The following is a 17642-nucleotide window of genomic DNA, read 5'->3' as shown; positions in this document are numbered from 1 at the left end:
CCAGAACGTAGGCCAGCGCACCCGCGACGGGACGGCCGATCGGGACGGGTTCCGCTCCGGAGCCGGGTTTCGCGCCGGGGCCGGGCGGGCGCTCGCACCGGTGGCACAGGGCCCACACCGTGGTCTCCGTCGGCCCGTACTCGTTGATGAGTACCGCGTCGCCGGTGACCTGGAAATGCCGTCCGGGCAGGCCGGGCGGGCATGCCTCCCCCGCCACGACCGCGCAGCGGATACCGGCGAGGACGTCGGGCGCCGCGTCGAGCACCGCCGCGTACTGCGCGGGCACCCCGTCGAAATGGGTGACCCGCTCGCGGTCGATCAGCTTGGCGAGCAGCCAGGGGTCCTGCGCCTCGTCATCGGTCGGCAGGACCAGCGTGCCGCCCCTGCTGAGCGTCAGGTAGATCCCGGCGCCGAGCGCGTCGAACGCCGGCCCGGCGAGCGCCAGGTACGACTCGTAGGGGCCGGGGAAGACCGGGTACCGCGCCGCCGTCGAGTGGACGATCTGCCGGTGCTCGACCTGCACGCCCTTCGGTGTCCCGGTGGAACCGGACGTGTAGATCACGTAGGCGAGGTCGCCCGTACCGACCGGGACGGGCGCGGCGAGCCCCGGGCCGTCCGCGCGCATCAGTTCGGCGAGCGTCTCGCTGGTCACGACCCGGTCCGCGCCCGCGTCGGCCCGCATGAACTCCAGCCGGTCGGGCGGGTAGCCCGGATCGAGCGGGAGGTAGGCCGCGCCCGCCTTCAGCACGCCGAGGAACGCGACGATGAGGTCCGCCGACCGTCCCATGCCGACACCGACGACCTCCTCGCGGCGGACGCCGGAGTCGAGCAGGTGCCGGGCGAGCCGGTCGGAGCGCCGCGCCAGCTCGGCGTAGGTCAGCCGATCGTCGCCGCAGACCACCGCGGTCGCGTCCGGCGGGCCGGCGACGGTCTCGTGCAGCGCCCGGCCGTCACCCGCCGCCGGCGCCGTGGCGCTGAACTCGTCCAGGATCAGGGCACGCTCGGCGTCGCCCATCAGCGGGAGCGCGGCGAGCGGGGTTCCCGGGTCCGCCGCCATGACCAGGCCCAGCTGCCGGACGAGCCGCTCGGCCGTGTCCGGTGAGAGGCGGCGCGCGTCGTACACGGCGTGGCCGGGGCCGACCGCGAACGTCGCGCCGACCGGCCCGTACGGCGGGACGTGCGGCGTCAGGGTCAGCTCGCCCGCCCGGACGGGGGACGCCGCGCCGCCGTCCAGCAGCCGCACGGGGGGCCGCACCATCAGCGCGAGCCCCTCCAGGACGTCCTCCAGCGTGCCGGCGTGCTCGGCCGCCTCCGCCCGGGCCCGGCGCGCGCGGGCGGTCAGATCCCCGAGGGTGTCCTCGGCGTCGAGATCCAGCCTGACCAGGCCCTCCGGAACCCCGATGACCACTTCACGCAGGCGAGTCCACCGCCAGGTGATGATCGCCAGAGCGGCGAGCAGGAGGTCGGGGTCGGCCACCGGGTCGAAGGCCAGCACGCCCGCCGGGTCACCGCCGGTCCGGTCGCCGGCGTCCTCGGGCAGCCTCGGCACGGAGCCGTCCACGACGGCCTCCGCCCAGTGCTCGACGTCGTCCGGAGCGGCCTCGCGGTCCCCTCCGGCGGGGAGGGGCGCCCCGGTCCAGGCCGCCGCCAGCGCGCGGACGAAACAGTCTGGGCTCCCCCAGGTCGCGGGCACGGTGGCGGTGATGACGCCATCGTGCAGTTCCGCTGACGGACGGGTGGGGAATCCGGCGTCCGGTGTCTCCTCCAGCCCGGGGCAGGTCCAGGGGTCGGGGTCGCGTAGGAGCCCGGCCAGCCGCGCCTCGTCCACGGGACCGGTGACGTCGATGGTGACGGTGACGTCGTGCCAGGGCCCGGCGGGATCGAGGACGCGCCGCTCCCAGGCCCGGCGCCGCGCCGCCGTCATCGGGCGGCCTCCAGGTCCGTGCCGGCGGGGCTCGCCGCGAGGGCGATCCCGTTCAGGAAGCCGGCCATCAGGTCCGCGAGCGCGCCCGCGAAGGCGGCGGAGACCGCCTCCCCGCGCCGGCTGACCCGCAGCCGCCCGCCGGGCAGCAGTTCGGCCAGCAGGTCGGTGTCGAGCCGGTCGGTGTCGGCCCACACGTGGCGGGTCCGCGCGCCCGGCAGGTCGAGCAGCGGCTCCGGGTTGTCCTGCACCGACACGACCGCCGGATAGAGCCGCTTGCGCCGCGCCAACCGCGCGACCTCGTGCACCGGGACGTCCCCATGGCGCAGCGACTCGACCATCGCCGCCCGCGCCGCGTCCACGGTGGGCCGCCGCAGCCGCACGCACAGCATCTCGATCATGCAGCTGACCGCGTCCGCCTCCGGACCGCCGGGCCTCCGCGCCACCGGTACCCCGACGGTGAGGTCGCGGATACCGGTCAGCTCGCCGACACCGTGCGCGTACGCGGCGAGCACCGCGAGCGTCGCGGTGGCACCGCGGGATCGCAGCGCGGCGGCGAGCGCCCGCTCGTCGACGCGGCGCACGAGGGAGGCGAGCACGCCCGGCGGTCCCGCCCCGGCGGGAAGGTCCAGGTCCGGCACCTCGCGCAGCGCGGTCCGCCAGTAGTCCCGCTGTCCGGCGAGGTCGCCGTCCCGGACGGCGGGGCCGCGGGCGGCGGCCAGGTCGGCGAGGCTGGGCGCGGTACGGTCGAAGCGCACCGGTCGCCCGGCGGCCAGCATCCGGTACGCGGCCGACAGGTCCCGCGCCAGGACGGCGGCGGACGCGCCGTCGAACGCGATGTGATGGACGACGACCCCGAACCGGCCCGGCCCGAGCGCGGCCCGCCAGAGCCGCCCGCCCTCGGGGTCGAGCGGCGCGATCAGGGCGGGCAGGACGTCCTCGCCGCGCCCGACCACGGCCATCTCGACGGGGTGCGGTTCGTCCAGGCGGACCGCCATCGGGACGTCAAGCACCGTGTAGCGGCTGCGCAGGGCCTCGTGCCGCGCGTTCACCTGCTCCAGCGCCGCACGCATCGTCCGCTCGTCGATGGAGCCGGTGAAGTCCCAGACGAGCGGGCAGAGGGCGGTGGTGTCGGACGGGTCCATCTGGGCGACGGCGAAGAAGCCGAGCTGGGAGGGCGGCAGCGGCACGGCGCCGTCCGGGCGGACGGCGCCCCGGTGCCCCTCCGCCTCGGGTCCCGGCTTCGCGGATCCCGGCTGAGCGGGGCCGGCGGCCCGCTCGGCCCAGTCCACCAGCCCCGCGATGCTGGGGGCGCGGAACACGGCCGCCAGCGGCACGTTCATGCCGAGCGCCGCCGTCAGCCTGCCGCTGAGCCGTCCGGCGCCCAGCGAGTCGCCGCCGAGAGCGAAGAAGTTCGCCTCCGGCGGCACGTCCCGGCCGAGGACCTCGGTGAACACGTCCGCGATCCGCTGTTCGACCGTTCCTTCGGCGCCGGCCGAGGGGGCGGCGGCGGTGGGAACGGGGGCGAGGTCGGCCGCGGCGACGCGCAGCGCGGCATTGTCGATCTTGCCGTTGCCCATCAGCGGGAACCGCTCGACCCGGTCGGCCGCGGACGGCACGAGATAGCCGGGCAGCCGCGATCGCAGCTCGCCGAGCACCTCCCCGGCCTCCCGGTCGCCGGTGTAGAACAGGGCGAGCCCGGTCACGGGGCCGTCCGGCGCCGCGACCGGCACCACCGCGGCGCGGGTCACACCGTCCACGCGCTCGGCGGCGTGCTCGACCTCGGCGGGCTCGATCCGGTGGCCGCGCACCTTCACCTGCCGGTCCATGCGTCCGGCGTAGTGGTACAGGCCGTCGGGCGTGCGGTGGCCGCGGTCCCCCGTCCGGTAGGCGCGGACGGGCCGGCCGTCGAGGGTCAGTTCCGTGAACCGCTCGGCGGTCCCCTCCGGGTCCCCCAGGTAGCCGTGCGCCAGACCGTCGCCGCCGGCCCAGATCTCGCCGCCCACCAGGTGGACGGAGGTTCCGGGCACGGGCGTGCCGATCGGTATCCGGTCCGCGTCCGCGTCCGCCGCGGTGAACAGGTGGGTCGTGGTGAGGACCCCGTTCTCGGTGGGCCCGTAGATGTTGATGAGCGCGATCTCCGGATGCCGTTCCAGGAAGGCGAACACGTGCCGGGACGACTGCTTCTCGCCGCCGGTCGCGACCTGGCGGAGCCCGGTGAACGCCTCGATGTCCTCCTCGACGTGCAGGTTGAACAGCGACGTCGCGAGCACGACCGAGTCGACGCCGTGGCCGGTGACGAACTCCCGGAGCCGCGCCGGCGTCAGGTAGCGGTCCCGCGACACCACCAGCGTTCCGCCGGTGCACAGCGCGCCCCACATCTCCAGCGACATGGCGTCCCACGGCACCGCCGCCGCGAGGGGGATCACCGGCGGGGTCGAGAAGTCGATGTGGCCCGCGTGCGGGATCAGCCTGCTGATCCCCCGGTGCGGGTACAGCACCCCTTTCGGCTCCCCGGTCGACCCCGAGGTGAACAGGACCACCGCGACGTCCTCCACGTCCAGGACGGGACGCGGCGCCGCCGCGGCGCGGGCGCCCTGCGCGCGCAGGGCCGGCAGGGTCGCGGCGTCCACGGTGACCGGCGAGCCGAGCCGGGCGGCGATCCGGTCGAGCCGGGCGGCGGGCCAGCCGACGTCCAGCGGCGAGTACCCGGCGCCGCACTTGAGGATGCCCAGCGCCCCGATGACCAGGTCGGCGGACCGGGGCAGCCGCAGCGCGATCAGGTCGCCGCCGCGGACGCCCCGCGCGGCGAGCCCGGCCGCGACCTCGTCGGACGCGGCGTCCAGCCCCGCGTAGCTCAGCACGTGGGGGCCGTCCACCAGCGCCGTCCGGTCGCCGTGGCGGCGCGCCTGCTCCCGGAACAGCTCGGTCAGGATCCCAGGCACGGGTCAGCCCGCCACGGCCTGGGCGAGCCGCCCCAGTACCGGGTTGTCGCGGAGGTCCTGGAAGGAGAAGGTGAGGCCCGCGTGCCGAGCCCTGCCGATCATGGTGACGCCGAGCAGGCTGTCGCCGCCCAGCTCGAAGAAGTCGTCGTCGGCGGTGATGCCGTCGACGTCGAGGACGTCCTCCCAGATCTCGCCGAGAGTGCGCAGGACGGACGGGTCGGTTTCGGGCATAGGCATGACAGAACTCCTTGCTGGCAACGTGGAGAAGAAAAATGAGCGAGGGGTGCGGAACCCGTCAGGTCGTCTGCTTCGGGGCGCGGGGAAGGCTGCGCCCGGCCAGATGGACGACGTTCAGCACCCGGTTCGTCAGCCGGACCGGCATCGTCGCGCCGGGCACCGGCCGTGCGGCGTGCCGCAGAGCGTCGCGGACGGGCAACGGACGGGCGTGGTGGTGCCCGGACCCGTAGGCGTCCCGGACGGCGCGCACAAGACCCTTGCCGTTGCGGTGGACGATGACCATCGAGGGGACGAAGTGGACCCCGAGCCCCAGCGCGGCGAGCCCGCTCACCAGGTCGTTGTCGCTGCCCGGGACGTTGACCGCCGCGCCCCGCGCCGCGAGGAACGCCTCCCGCCAGACGGCGCCGTTGCCGCCGGCGAAGAAGTCCACCCGCCCGCCGGGCTCCAGGCCGCGGTAGCGCTCCAGGTACCGCGACTGCCGCGCCTGCGACAGCAGCCCGGAGTCGAAGGGCAGCACACGGCCGGTGACGGCGCCGCGCTCGGGTGTCAGCTCCGCGTCGATCCGGGTGAGCCAGTCGGCCCTCGGCAGCGCGTCGTCGTCCAGGAAGGCCACCACCTCCGACTCCGCCTGGTCCGCGGCCAGCGAGCGGGCCGGGGTCGCGCCGACCGGCCGGTCGCCCCGCAGGACGCGCACGGGCAGCCCGGCCACCGCGACGGCGTCACCGATGCGGGGCCGCGAGCCGTCGTCGAACACCAGGACCTCGTGCAGCGGCCCGGTGTCGCACTCGGCCAGTGCCAGCAGGCAGCGGCGCAGGTCGCGGTAACGGTCCCGGCTGGGAATGATCACGGTGATGCGTGCCACCACTGCTGTCTCCATTCGCGACACAGCCGGGGCCACAACTGCTCCCGGCCGACCGGCAGGTAGGTGCGGCGGACGTCGTGGGGCGCCGCCGTCCAGGGGCGGGGCCGTGCCTTCACGGTCCCGAACGCGAGCGTTCCGGGCGGCACCGCGGCGCCCGTGGGCGGCATCCCGTACGGGTAGGCCAGCGGGGGACGCGGGTCGCCGAGCCGGTCGCCGACCGCCGCCAGCGACTCCGCGATCTCCTCATGCTGCTCTGCCGCGGCCAGCTCCGGCAGCTTGCGGTGCGTCACGGTGTGGGACCCCACGCGGTGCCCCGCGGCGGTGAGGCCGCGCAGCTCGTCCCAGGTCATCGACCGGTCCGGGGCTTCGCCCGCGAGCCCGGTGATGGCGAAGAACAGCGCCCTGACCCCGAGCCGATCAAGGATGGGCAGCGCGTGGTCGAGATTGTCCCGGTGCCCGTCGTCGAAGGTCACCAGGACGGTGGGCGCGGCGGGCGGCGCCATGTCGGCCTCGGCGGACGCCGGGTCCAGTGCCGGCCCGTAGTCGGCGAGCACCGTCTCCAGCCCGCGTTCGAACGAGGCCGGCGTGAGCGAGGTGTAGTGGTCCAGCGTCGGGTGGACGTGGTGGAAGTACAGCACCAGCGGCCAGCCGGGCGCCGCGCCCGCCACCGCCGTGCGCACGTCCGGCGGCGCGTCGCGGGGGATCCGATCGTCGAGGCGCATGGTCAAGCCCACCCGAGGTCGGACGCCACGCTCGCCGGGACGGGGACGCCGTGTTCGAGCGCCTCCGCCGTGCTGGCGGCCTCCATCTGGTCGGGGAAGTACGGGACCGGCGGGCCGTCCGGGTGGCCCCCGGCGACCGCGTCCTCAAGGATGCCGAGCAGCTTGCCCGCCTGCTCCAGCCCGAACGCGGACGGGGACAGGCCGATGAACAGCTGGCTGCAGTTCATGGGCTGCTCGGGCTGGGCCCGCTGCTTGGCCACCAGCGGGCTGACGGTCTGGCCGCCCAGCATCCCGGCGAGCACCTCGGCGATCAGCGTGACGCACAGGCCCTTGTAGTCCCCGAACAGCGGGACGGACCCGCCGCGCTCCAGGTCGGCGGGGTCGCTGGTGGGCAGTCCGGCGGCGTCCCGCAGCCAGCCCGCCGGGACCGGCTCACCGCGTTGCGCGGCGGCGCGGACCTTGCCGATGGCGACGACGCCGGTGGCGAAGTCGACGACGAACGGCTCGTCCCGGTCGGTCGGGGTCACCATGCACACGGCGTTGCTGCCGAGCGTCGGCCGGACCGCGCCCGGCGCCGTCAGGCTGGGCCCGGACACGTTGAGCAGCAGCCCCACGACGCCCTCCCGCTGGAAGGGGCGCCGGTAGGCGGCCATCATCCCGACGTGGTTGTTGCCGTGGACCCCGACGGCCGCCACGCCGTCGCGGGCGGCGGCAGCGGCGCACCATTCGGCCGCGGCCATCGCGGCGGGCTGGCCGAACCCGGCGTGGGCGTCGACGCGGGCGACCGCGCCGTCCTCGCTGAGCGTCGGCTCTGCGGTGGGATCCACTCCCCCCGCGGCGACCCGCCGCAGGTAGGTGGGGAGCAGACCGATGCCGTGGGAGTGGTGGCCGCGCACGTCCGCCTCGACGAGCACGGCGGCGACCAGGTCCGCGGTGCGGGCGGTGCATCCGACGCCCCGCAGCGACGCCGCGGCCCGTTCCCGCAGCTCGTCGGCGGGAATTCGCAGCCCCGCCTCCGCGGGCCGCTCGGGAACGGGTGCCTTCCCGGGCCGCTCGGACTCGGCGATCAGCATGCCCTTGTCGAGGCGGAAGACCAGATCGGCGGGACGCGCCGCCCCCGTGAACCGCTCGTCGGCCGCGAGCAGGACGGGCGTCTCCCCGCGGGCGCGGCTGGCCTCCAGCAGCGCCGCGAGCCGTCCCGGCGGCATCCGGTCGGCGTCGTCGATGACGAGCGCGCGGCCGTCGATGCGGCCGAACCGGGGCCGCAGCTCGCGGCGCAGCACCGCCGCCAGCGTGGACTTGCCCGATCCCTGGCCGCCCCGGATGACGACCGCGCTGCCTTCGGGAACGCGCAGGTCCGCGCCGCGCAGCAGCACGAGTTCGTCACCCGGTCGGCCGACCGCCACCACCAGATCCCGGATCGTCAGCATGAGAGCTCCCCGGTCGTCGTCCGGACCCTGTCCAGTGCGTCGCCGAGCAGACCGGCGACGGTCTCCGGGCGGTACTGGCCGGTGCTGTACTTGATGTGCAGGACGAGGCTCCCGTCGATGACGTCGCCTTCGAGCATCAGCCGGTAGCACTCGGTCTGCCCCTGCGCCCGCCTCCTGCGGATCGGTTCGCCCGCCTCGCCGAGCAGCAGGCCGGGCCGGCTGTCGAGCCGGCCCATGTGACCGCGGAAGTTGTAGCGCAGCGCGGTGGAGGGCACGTCCGCCAGCCGCCCGGAGAAGAACCGCAGGGCGTCGAAGCCGAACATGCGGTCGGGGACCGCGGCCAGGTCGGCGGGGTCGAATCCGCGGCGTGCGGAGAACACGATCGGGAAGGTGTTCTGCAGGTAGCCGACCGTGTCGATCACGTCGATGCCGGCCGGGGTGAGGTGCCGTCCGATGTGGTAGCTGTCGACGGCCACCGCGGGCAGGTCCCAGCGTGCCAGCACCGCCTGCGCCGCCGCGTCCAGCAGGACGTCGCCCGGGCGCAGGCCGCGCGCCCGGCAGGCGGCGGTGAGCGCCGCCGTCCGGTCGGCCTCCAGGGACGCGCTATCGATGCGCATGGTGGGCAGCGTCGCGTCCCCGGTGAGGTCGGGCGGCGGGTCGCCGACGCGGTCCCAGGGCCGGTCGAGCCAGCGTCCGGCGTCCGCCTCGGCCTCCTGCCCGGCCGCCCATTTCTCCACGGCGTGCACGTAGTCGGCGGGGGTCGCGCCGGGCGGGACGGACGAGCGGTCCCGCAGCGCGCGGTCGAGCTCGGAGCCGACCAGGCCCATCGAGAATCCGTCGAGCGTGAGGTGGTGGACGGTGGCCAGCAGGCGCCCGGGCTCGTCCCCGAAGGGGAAGTGGACGACGCGGAAGACCTCGCCCTCCTCCGGTCGGAGCGTCGACTGAAGGCGCGCGATCTCCTCGCCGAGCGCGTCGGCGCGGCCCCGGTAGTCGGGCAGCTCGGCGGCCCGGATCACCATCGCGGCCGAGATCTCCCGTTCCTCGGCGGTCCAGCCGTCGGGGCCGGGACGGTAGGCGGTGCGCAGCGCGGGGTTGCGGTCCAGCACCCGCTGCACGGCCCGTGCCACGACGCCCGCGGTCAGATCGGCCGGGACGGTGAACAGCGACCCCAGGTTGAAATGCTGCCATTCGGTGAAGTCCATCCGGACCCAGCGGTACTGGGCGGGCAGGAGACGGGTCATGCGGTCACCTCCGTGAGCGCGACCTTGCGCGGCCGGTTGCGCGGGTGCCGGACGGCCACCTCCGCGCTGACCAGGCAGCCCCCGGCCACCAGGGCGAGCAGGATCAGCCAGCCGAGCGAGGTGGCCCGCGACAGCAGGACCGTGACCACCACCGGGCCGGCGGCCTTGCCGATCGAGTCGCCGAGCGCGAAGACCGCCAAGTAGCGGCCCCGCAGGTGCTCGCGGGCGAGCCCGATGGACACCGTCCACTCGCTGGCCGAGGCCGACAGCTCGCCGACCGAGTGCAGCACCACGGCCATGATCAGGACGACGATGGCGGCGACGACTCCGACGTGCTGGGCGAGCAGGTAGCCCGCGACCGCGATCGTCATGCCGAGCGCCGCGCGCTGGTAGGACGGCCGGACGTCCGCCGGGCTCTCCAGCCCCTTGGTCGCCCGGACCTGAAGGAGCACGATGATGACGGTGTTGACGGTGAACAGGACGCCGACCAGCGACTTCGGCGCCTCGGTGTGCTGGACGACCCACAGCGGCACGCCGACCGTGAAGATCGTCGCTTCGAGCAGCACCAGCACGTTCAGCGCCGACAGCAGCGTGTACCGCCAGTCCGCGAGCACCGCGCGGTAGCCCTCGCGCTCGGGCGCGGGTGCGGGCTCGCCGTCCGCGGCCTCCGCGGTCGGGGCCAGCGGCGGGGTGATCGTCACGACCAGCAGGACGGCCGCGAAGAACGACAGCGCGTCCAGGCCGAAGGCGAGCATGTACCACAGGTCCGAGCCCAGGCCGAGCACGAGCGCGGCGAGCAGGCCGCCGAGCCCGTAGCCGGCGTTGCGGACGGACCGGTTGAACGCCAGCAGCCGGTTGCGCGCCTCGCCCTCGGCGATCTGCGCCATGAACGCGTGCTTGGCCGGGCGGCCGGACGCGTCGGCCATCTGCGCCAGCAGCACCGTCACCACCAGCAACCCGAAACCACGGGCGAACATGTACCCGGACGTTCCGATGCCGGCCAGCACGAACGCCGCGATCACCACCGGCTTCGCGCCGAACCGGTCGACGAGCACGCCGCCGAACGGCACCAGGACGGCGCTGCCGAACCCGGCGATGCTCATCGCCAGACCGACCGTGACGGCCTTCATCTCGATCTGCTGGGTGAAGTAGATGATGACCAGCGGCGTGATCAACCCGGTGCCCAGGGAGTCGGCCATCGCGACCCACGCCCAGCGCCGTACGGCGGGGATGTCGGGGAGGCCGACGACGCGGCCCAGCAGCCCGCTCATCCTCACCACTCCGGTCGGGAGCCGTCGCGCTGCAGGAACTCCAGCCGGTTGCCCAGGTTGTCGAAGGCGTACAGGCGGCGGTGGCCGGGGAAGTTGTCGTCCCAGGTCACCTCGACACCCCGGCCGGTCAACCGGTCGGCCAGCCCGTCCAGGTCGTCCACCCGGATACCGGGGTGCGCCTTGCGGGCCGGACGGAAGTCCTGCTCGACGCCGAGGTGGATCTCCAACGCGTCGGCGCGCACCCACAGCCCGCCGCGCGCGGCGAGGACCGGCGGCTTCTTGATCTCGATCATGCCGAGGACGTCGATGTAGAACGCGCGGCACTCGTCCTCGCTGCCGGGCGGGATGGCGATCTGCACGTGGTGCAGGCTGTAGCCGATGGGCGAGGCGTGGTCCGGGCCGTAGCCCTGAGACGAGATCTTGTCTTCACTCATATGCGCACTCCATTTCACAGAGGGCCCGCCAAACGCGGGCGGAATCGGTGGGCAGGCCGCCGGGGCCCGGGGCTTCCCGGGTGGCGCGCAGACCGGTCAGATACGGCTTCACGTCCAGCCCGCAGAACGCACCCAGCGGACCGGCGGCGCGGCCCTCGCACAGGGCCCGGTAGCCGATCACCAGGCGCCGCCGGGACGGCAGCCGGTCGGCGACCTCGAACCACGGCGCGTGCCAGGCCGCCCATTTCGCGCAGGCGTCGGCGGCCGTCGCCGCACGCCACGGCCGGTCGCCGCTCCATTCGAGCTGGGACGCCGCCACCTCCAGCGGATGCCGGACGAGCAGGACGAGCCGGGCGCCCGGTACGGCGTCCAGCACGGCGGGCAGGTCGAGGAGGTGCTCGTTGTACTTGTCTCCCCAGAAGGGCCATGGCTCGTAGGCGCGGGCGATGGTCGCGGCGACGAGCGCGCCGGGGGCGTCGTGCTCGCCGCGTGCGACTTCGGCGGCGACGGCGCGCAGTACCCCGTCCACGTGCTTCCGCCAGCGGTCCGCGCCCTCCCCCGAGGGCGGTTTGCGGGCGAGCGCGCACGCGATCTCGTCGGCGCGGAAGTGCCGGCCCGCGAGGTCGGCCGCGGTGGTCCAGCGGGGCAGCAGGTAGGGCAGCTTCCCGTTGACGGTGAGGATCCCGCCCGCGTCGGCGAAGGCCCGGCTCAGCGCGTGGGCCAGCGCCGTGGTGCCGGACCGCTGCGCGCCGAGGAGCAGGAGCGGGCCGTCCGCGCGGATGTCCGCGGTCACCGGTTCACCAGCTCCCCCAGCAGCCGCATGCACTCGACGCTGGCCTCGTATCCGCCGGCGGTGAAGTCGTCGCCCCAGGGCCGGTCACGTTGCGCCTGATCGAGGACGCGACCGACACGCCAGTGCGTCTCCAGGGACAGCCAGCCGGTGTAGCCGTCGGCGCGGAGCGTCTCGACGATCTCCGCCCACGGCAGGTCGCCGTCGCCCAACCGCACGTAGCCGGACGTGCCGGCGGGATCCTTCACATGGACATGGTCGATGAGGTCCCTGCCCATCCGGTACTCGTCCGGGAACGGATCCGGATGCATACCGCTGAAGACGCTGTTGCCCGGGTCCCACAGCACGCCCAGTCCCGCGACGTCGACGGCCTCCAGAAAGCGCAGGACCAGCGCCATCGTCGGGGTGTTCGTCCGGGTGCCGGTCTCGACGAGCAGCTTGACGCCGTCCAGGTCCACGTCGCCGAGCACGTCGCGGGCGACGGCGGCGGCGCCCTCGGGGTCGGGGTCGCCGTCGCGGTAGAACGTGAAGATCCGCACGTGCGGGGCGCCGAGGACCCGCGCCTGCGCGACGGCGCGGACGAGCACCGCGCGGGCTGCCTCCGCCTCCGCCGCCGTCCGGGGCAGCGCGACCTTGAGCGCGGGCGGGCAGAACCCGGCGACCGCGAGGCCCCGCGCGCCGACCTCGCGTACGACACGGCGCAGTTGGTCGTCGGTCAGCTCGTGCGGGGGGACGTTGCCGACGGACCTGACCTCGATGCCGGTGAACCCGCACGAGGCGGCGGCATCGGCCGCGCGCGCGAGGTCCTGGTCGACCTCGTCGTTGATGATGGCTAGGCGCATTCCACGGCCCTCCAGGCGTCGCGGAGTGTGGCGAGGTCCCGCAGCGGTGTGCCGGACCGGGACTCGACGGTGATGTCGATTGGTGCGGCGACGAAGGCCCGGAGCCAGCCGAGGTCGCGTCCGGCCAGCGGCCGGTGCACCGGGCGCGCGCCCGGCCCGGGGGCCGGGTCGAAGCCCTTCACCTGCACGGCGGCGGTCCAGGGCGCCAGCTTCCGCAGCGCCCCCGCGAAGTCGCCGGTGATCTCGGCGAGGCCGAGGTTGTCGAGGACGAGGCGGCAGCCGTGCCGGGCGCACAGCGCGGCGAGCTCGTCCGGGCCCGCTCCGCCGCGGTGCGTCTCGACGAGGATCTGTTCGGTGCCCCGGTCGCGCGCGAGCGCGGCGATCTGGGCGGCGGCCGGCTCGGCGCCGCCGACCCCCGGGGCGGCGAAGACCTTGATGCTCCGGCCGGGGAACCGCGCGGCCTGGCCGGTGTCCTGATCCGGTTCACCGAGGACGACGGAGATGCCGACGAAGGAGACCGGCAGGCCACCGAGACCCTCGATGCCCTGCTTCTCCCAGCGGTGGCCCTTGCCCGCGCGCAGGTCGGCGACGGCGCCGCCCGCCCGGCGCACCAGGGCGGCCAGTTCGCGAGCGTCCAGCCCGGGTGCCGAGCCGGACGACAGGCCGAGGCGGGGGCTCACCGGGTCCCCGCGTTCCGGACCGCGTCGAGGACGGCGAGCACCGGGCGGGAGCGCTCCAGCGAGCACAGGTCGGGACGGCGGGCGAACTCGGCGTAGACCTGTGCGCGCATCGCGCCGGTGGGCGCGGCCGGATGCTCCTCGGAGCGATCGTCCTCCCGGTAGGTCACCGCGCCGTCCTCGACGGTCAGCCGGCGCCCGTCACCCGCGATCACCAGGTGCTCGGCGCGTGCCGGCACATCGGCCGCAACGGTAAATGAAAGGGACGAACCGGACGTAAATTGGACGATCCCGCCCACTCGCAAGTCGATCCCGGGGGCGCATTCGCGATAGTTCCCGATGTGCACGCTTTCGACCTCCCCGAGGACCTGGCACGCCAAATCCAGATAGTGCACTCCGAGATGCGCGGTAATTCCCCCCAGCGCCTTGCCTGAATCACCGCGCCATCCGCTGTAGTGCGTCAATGCGTCTCTCGGGCGGCTTACCAGGAGCGAGCCGGCAGCCTCCTTGAAAGGGCGCTCCAGTACCGCCACCGGAAGTCGGAAGCGATGTTGGAGCATGACACCGACCTTCCCCGACATTGCCGAGAGCCGGTCCAGTTCGGCCGTCGACATGCAGGGAGGCTTTTCCAGGAGCACGGACTTGCCCGCGTCCAGTGCGGCCGCGGCCAACTCCACTCGGCCGCCGGGCGGCAGGCAGAGCGCGACGGCGTCCACATCCGGGTCGGCCAGGACGTCCGCCCAGCTCGAAGCACGAACATGTGGGGCGGTGTCCACGCCGCCGTCGGATTCTAGTACCGCCTGCACTCGCACGTTCTCGACGTGCCCGATCGCTTCGGCATGTTGCCTTCCGGCCCTGCCGAACCCCGCGATGACGACCCGCACAAGCCCTCCGAAAAGTGTTCGGGAACGCCTGAAAGATACGATGATCATCAACATCGACACAAGGGGATCGCCGATTTTGGATTGACAGGATTCGGCCACCAAGGAAAGCCGGAAGAATCACTCACTTTTTCCGGCAACTTTAGTAGGAATTGGGTGACGCCGCGGCGGGCGACCCCTTTCTGCGACAGCAGGTCACTCGCGATATACCGATCGCATATCCCGATGGACCGCATCGACACGACCGCCAAGGTGAACCTTAGAGCGACGCGAACAACACCAACAATCTTGTGCACGATACTCGGACTAAATGGCGTTTACGTGCTTTAGTGCGTTGTGCTCACGGGCGCCGCAGGCGGGCGACGGCCCGAACGGGCGCACCGTCCGCCCCGGCCAGGGCCAGCGGGAAAAGGTCCACCTCGACGGCCAGGCCCGCCGCTTGCGCGGCCAGCAACCGGTCGAGGCCGGTGAGGTTCTCGGCGATCACCGCGCCGGCGCCGCAGAGGACCCGGTGGGCCGCCAGGGAGAAGTCCGCGGACCCCGGAGGCGGCGTACGGTCCACGCTGAGCGCGTCGATCCCCACGGTGCGGACTCCGCGGGCGATGATCGCCGCCGCCGTCTCAGGGGCGGGAAAGGGATGTGCGAGATAGGCGTCCGTCCCCCAGTGGGACGACCAGCCGGTGGCGATGAGGAGGACGACACCGGGGGCCAGCCCGTCCGGGAGGGCGTCCGGTGGAATCGGCGTTCGGGGCGGGAGGCCACGGGCGTCCAGGACGACCGCCGGGCCGGTGAACCGGCTGAGGGGGAGCTCGTCCAGGCGGGGCAGCGCGTCGTCTATGTGGAACGGGGCGTCCACGTGCGTCCCCGACTGCGAGCCCATGTGCAGGCGCAGGACGTTCACGCCGGACTCCGCGACCGTCAGCGCGGGCACGGCCGCCACCTCGGGATCGCCCGGGTAGACCGGCATTCCGGTGACTACCGGGACGGAAAGGTCGACCAGTTCAACGCCCATGCCGGTGATTATCCCGGCCGTGCATCCACCCGATACCGTGACGTGCGTGTTGCCACATGTGACAGCGATCCGCTACGTGACGCCGCTGCGCGAGGGCGGGTCGCTGCCGGGTGTCGTCGAGGCCGACGACCTCGGCACGTACGTCATGAAGTTCCACGGTGCGGGCCAGGGCCGCAAGGCCCTCATCGCCGAGGTGATCGCGGGCGAGCTGGCCCGCCGACTCGGGCTGCGGGTGCCCGACCAGGTCCTCATCGACCTCGACCCGGCGATCGGACGGCACGAGCCCGACCCCGATGTGCAGGACCTGCTGAAGGCCAGCCCCGGCTGGAACCTCGGCATCGACTTCCTGCCCGGCTCCCTCGGGTTCGACCCCCTCGGCTGGCACGCCGACCCCCTGTTCGCCTCGCTGGTGCTGTGGTTCGACGCGTTCATCGGCAACGTCGACCGGAGCTGGCGCAACCCGAACCTGCTCGTCTGGCACCGGGACGTGTGGCTGATCGACCACGGCGCGAGCCTGATCTTCCACCACGCGTGGGCGAACGCGACCCGCCTGTTCGCCGGCCCCTACGACCTGGACGACCACGTCCTGACCCCGTACGCGACGCAGCTGGAGGCCGCGGAGGCCGAGCTCGCCCCGAAGATCACCGAGAGCCTGCTGCGCGAGGTGACCGGTCTCGTCCCCGACCGCTGGCTGGAGGGCGAGCCGGGTTTCGCCGACCCCGGCGCGCTGCGGGAGGGCTACCTCGACATCCTGCTCCCCCGTGCCGGCAAGCCCCGCGACTGGCTCCCCGACCTGAACATCGCCGACCGCGCGCCGCGCCCCGGCACCCGGCGCGGCGAGAACCGCCCCGGCTGGCTCGGCGGCCCCGCATGAGCAATATCAGGACGGCCTCGGACCCCACGGTCTTCGAGTACGCGACGCTGCGCGTGGTCCCCCGCATCGAGCGGGGCGAGACCATGAACGTGGGCGTGGTGGTCTACTGCCGCGCCCTGGACTACCTCGGCTGCCGCACCCACCTGGACGAGGAACGCCTACTGGCCCTCGACCCGTCCCTCGACCTGGACGGCGTGCGTTCGGCCCTCCAGGGCGTGGACGCGATCTGCTGCGGCGGCGAGCGCGCCGGCCAGGCCGCCGCCGAGGCGCCCGGCGCCCGGTTCCGCTGGCTCACGGCTCCCCGTAGCACGATCGTCCAGCCCGGCCCCGTCCATGCGGGTCTCACCGACGACCCCGCCGACGAGTTGGACCGTCTCCTCCACCTCCTGGTCCACCTCACCAAGTGATGGTCCACCTCACCGAGTGACGGGCCGCCCGACGATGTCCGCCCCCGACACGACCTCGGCCCCCCGCCGGTGGGCGAGGGGCCGAGGCCGTGGAAGCGGAAAGACTGGCTAGTCCCATTCCCAGCGGATGCCGTGGAAACCGGCGGCCATGCCGAACTCGATGAAGTGAACGCTGTGGTAGCTGGACATCCGCAGATCGGCGGAATCCTTCAGCGCGGTGTGGCCGTCGGGGCGCCAGGTCCGGTAGCAGCGGGCGGGGAGCATCGCCGGGTGAAAGCGCACCTCGATGAGGAACTCGTGCTGCGGCGTGCGGAACCCGCGTCCTTCCTCGGTGACGACAGGTCCGGTCTCGTCGAATCCGAACCCGTACTCCAGCAGGTAGGTCTCACCGCGCCCGAGGGCCCGGTCGAACAGGAGCTCGGCGGCGATCAGGCCGCTGGCCTCGTCCATCCGGACGCGGCCGAACCGGCAGCCGCGGGCGGTGCGTGATGAGGGCAGGATGCCCTGTGGATGATGGTAGACGGTGATCCAGCGGTCGACGCCGCGTTGCTGGGCCTGGAAGACCGCGCGGGTGCGCACCTCCAGGAGTTCCCTGCGGCGTCCGATGACGTGCTGGTCGTGCAGGCTGAGCCCGGTGAGCTGCCGCTCGCCGCGATCGCCGATCTCGTCCAGCAGGTCTTTCACACCCGGCTCGGGACACAGCTCCTCCAAGGGCAGCCATGGCCCGGCCGACCGCTCGGCGGTCGGTTTCAGCAGGGTGAGCAGGGAGTGGCGCGGAAGTTCGAGGATCACCTCCAGACCTCGTACTGCGCGTAGCGAGTCGGCGCGCTCGGGCCGTGTCCGGCCGCGCTGCCAGTAACTCAGTGTGGAAAGGCTGACCGCGATTCCCTGGTCCTCCAGGCGCCGTCTCAGCGATTCAAGGCTGAGACCCCGCGCCTGGATGGCCGCATGAAGGGCCACATTGAAGGGACCGTACTGCAGAACCTGTAGTAGGTCGTCCTCCGTTACGCTCTGCACTGCTCGGCCTCCGGATCCGCTCCGGCCGGCCCCCGTAACGGCCCTGACAACTGCACTTGCAACTTCAGCGCTCACTGTA

The 17642-nt window shown here is 73.5% G+C and carries 17 protein-coding genes; 2 read left to right on the top strand and 15 right to left on the bottom strand.

Annotated features, from left to right (window positions below; all coding sequences use genetic code 11):
• The 14 genes from AMA02S_RS45300 to AMA02S_RS23870 form a co-directional block, all read right to left on the bottom strand.
• A partial coding sequence (locus AMA02S_RS45300; RefSeq protein ID WP_439951605.1) for an AMP-binding protein occupies nucleotides 1-1015 on the bottom strand: 1015 nt, incomplete at its 3' end.
• Between the two features lie 905 nt (nucleotides 1016-1920).
• Nucleotides 1921-4866 carry an AMP-binding protein gene (locus AMA02S_RS23930; protein ID WP_067461625.1) on the bottom strand — a complete coding sequence of 982 codons (2946 nt, stop codon included), beginning with the start codon at nucleotides 4864-4866 and terminating at the stop codon, nucleotides 1921-1923.
• A gap of 3 nt (nucleotides 4867-4869) precedes the next feature.
• On the bottom strand, nucleotides 4870-5103 hold the full coding sequence (locus AMA02S_RS23925) for a phosphopantetheine-binding protein (RefSeq protein WP_084265529.1): 234 nt from the start codon (nucleotides 5101-5103) through the stop codon (nucleotides 4870-4872).
• 58 nt (nucleotides 5104-5161) lie between these two features.
• On the bottom strand, nucleotides 5162-5965 hold the full coding sequence (locus tag AMA02S_RS23920) for a glycosyltransferase family 2 protein (protein WP_169806880.1): 804 nt from the start codon (nucleotides 5963-5965) through the stop codon (nucleotides 5162-5164).
• Complete coding sequence (locus AMA02S_RS23915) at nucleotides 5947-6687, bottom strand: polysaccharide deacetylase family protein (RefSeq protein ID WP_067461622.1); 741 nt, start codon at nucleotides 6685-6687, stop codon at nucleotides 5947-5949. The genes AMA02S_RS23920 and AMA02S_RS23915 overlap by 19 nt, the downstream gene beginning before the upstream one ends.
• Before the next feature lie 2 nt (nucleotides 6688-6689).
• Nucleotides 6690-8117 carry an Ldh family oxidoreductase gene (locus tag AMA02S_RS23910; RefSeq protein ID WP_067461621.1) on the bottom strand — a complete coding sequence of 476 codons (1428 nt, stop codon included), beginning with the start codon at nucleotides 8115-8117 and terminating at the stop codon, nucleotides 6690-6692.
• On the bottom strand, nucleotides 8111-9358 hold the full coding sequence (locus tag AMA02S_RS23905) for a condensation domain-containing protein (RefSeq protein ID WP_067461620.1): 1248 nt from the start codon (nucleotides 9356-9358) through the stop codon (nucleotides 8111-8113). The genes AMA02S_RS23910 and AMA02S_RS23905 overlap by 7 nt, the downstream gene beginning before the upstream one ends.
• Nucleotides 9355-10629 (bottom strand): MFS transporter, encoded by a 1275-nt coding sequence (locus tag AMA02S_RS23900; RefSeq protein ID WP_067461619.1) that lies wholly within the window; start codon nucleotides 10627-10629, stop codon nucleotides 9355-9357. Before AMA02S_RS23900 ends, AMA02S_RS23905 begins: the two co-directional genes overlap by 4 nt.
• Nucleotides 10630-10631: 2 nt before the next feature.
• On the bottom strand, nucleotides 10632-11063 hold the full coding sequence (locus tag AMA02S_RS23895; protein WP_067461618.1) for a VOC family protein: 432 nt from the start codon (nucleotides 11061-11063) through the stop codon (nucleotides 10632-10634).
• On the bottom strand, nucleotides 11056-11856 hold the full coding sequence (locus tag AMA02S_RS23890) for a sulfotransferase (protein WP_067461617.1): 801 nt from the start codon (nucleotides 11854-11856) through the stop codon (nucleotides 11056-11058). Before AMA02S_RS23890 ends, AMA02S_RS23895 begins: the two co-directional genes overlap by 8 nt.
• The gene (locus AMA02S_RS23885) at nucleotides 11853-12695 is read right to left on the bottom strand and encodes a sugar phosphate isomerase/epimerase family protein (RefSeq protein ID WP_067461616.1); all 843 of its coding nucleotides are present in this window, start codon (nucleotides 12693-12695) and stop codon (nucleotides 11853-11855) included. Before AMA02S_RS23885 ends, AMA02S_RS23890 begins: the two co-directional genes overlap by 4 nt.
• On the bottom strand, nucleotides 12686-13375 hold the full coding sequence (locus tag AMA02S_RS23880) for a hypothetical protein (protein WP_067461615.1): 690 nt from the start codon (nucleotides 13373-13375) through the stop codon (nucleotides 12686-12688). Before AMA02S_RS23880 ends, AMA02S_RS23885 begins: the two co-directional genes overlap by 10 nt.
• The gene (locus AMA02S_RS23875) at nucleotides 13372-14355 is read right to left on the bottom strand and encodes a Gfo/Idh/MocA family protein (protein WP_245667779.1); all 984 of its coding nucleotides are present in this window, start codon (nucleotides 14353-14355) and stop codon (nucleotides 13372-13374) included. Before AMA02S_RS23875 ends, AMA02S_RS23880 begins: the two co-directional genes overlap by 4 nt.
• A gap of 238 nt (nucleotides 14356-14593) precedes the next feature.
• Entirely contained in the window at nucleotides 14594-15265 is a 672-nt protein-coding gene (locus AMA02S_RS23870; RefSeq protein ID WP_067461613.1) for a cyclase family protein, read from the bottom strand.
• Between the two features lie 46 nt (nucleotides 15266-15311).
• Between AMA02S_RS23870 and AMA02S_RS23865 the strand changes: the two genes are divergently transcribed.
• Complete coding sequence (locus tag AMA02S_RS23865) at nucleotides 15312-16139, top strand: HipA family kinase (RefSeq protein WP_067461647.1); 828 nt, start codon at nucleotides 15312-15314, stop codon at nucleotides 16137-16139.
• Nucleotides 16136-16546, top strand: a complete 411-nt coding sequence (locus AMA02S_RS23860) for a DUF3037 domain-containing protein (RefSeq protein ID WP_067461612.1) — start codon at nucleotides 16136-16138, stop codon at nucleotides 16544-16546. The genes AMA02S_RS23865 and AMA02S_RS23860 overlap by 4 nt, the downstream gene beginning before the upstream one ends.
• Nucleotides 16547-16654: 108 nt before the next feature.
• Here the strand turns inward: AMA02S_RS23860 and AMA02S_RS23855 are convergent, their stop codons facing one another.
• A complete protein-coding gene (locus tag AMA02S_RS23855) occupies nucleotides 16655-17506 on the bottom strand; it encodes a hypothetical protein (protein WP_169806879.1) in 852 nt (283 codons plus the stop codon).
• Nucleotides 17507-17642 lie beyond the last annotated feature (136 nt).

The sequence above is a fragment of the Actinomadura macra NBRC 14102 genome, from assembly GCF_001552215.1.
GTDB classification, from domain to species: domain Bacteria; phylum Actinomycetota; class Actinomycetes; order Streptosporangiales; family Streptosporangiaceae; genus Spirillospora; species Spirillospora macra.
This window is presented reverse-complemented; position numbering and strand designations above follow the sequence as displayed.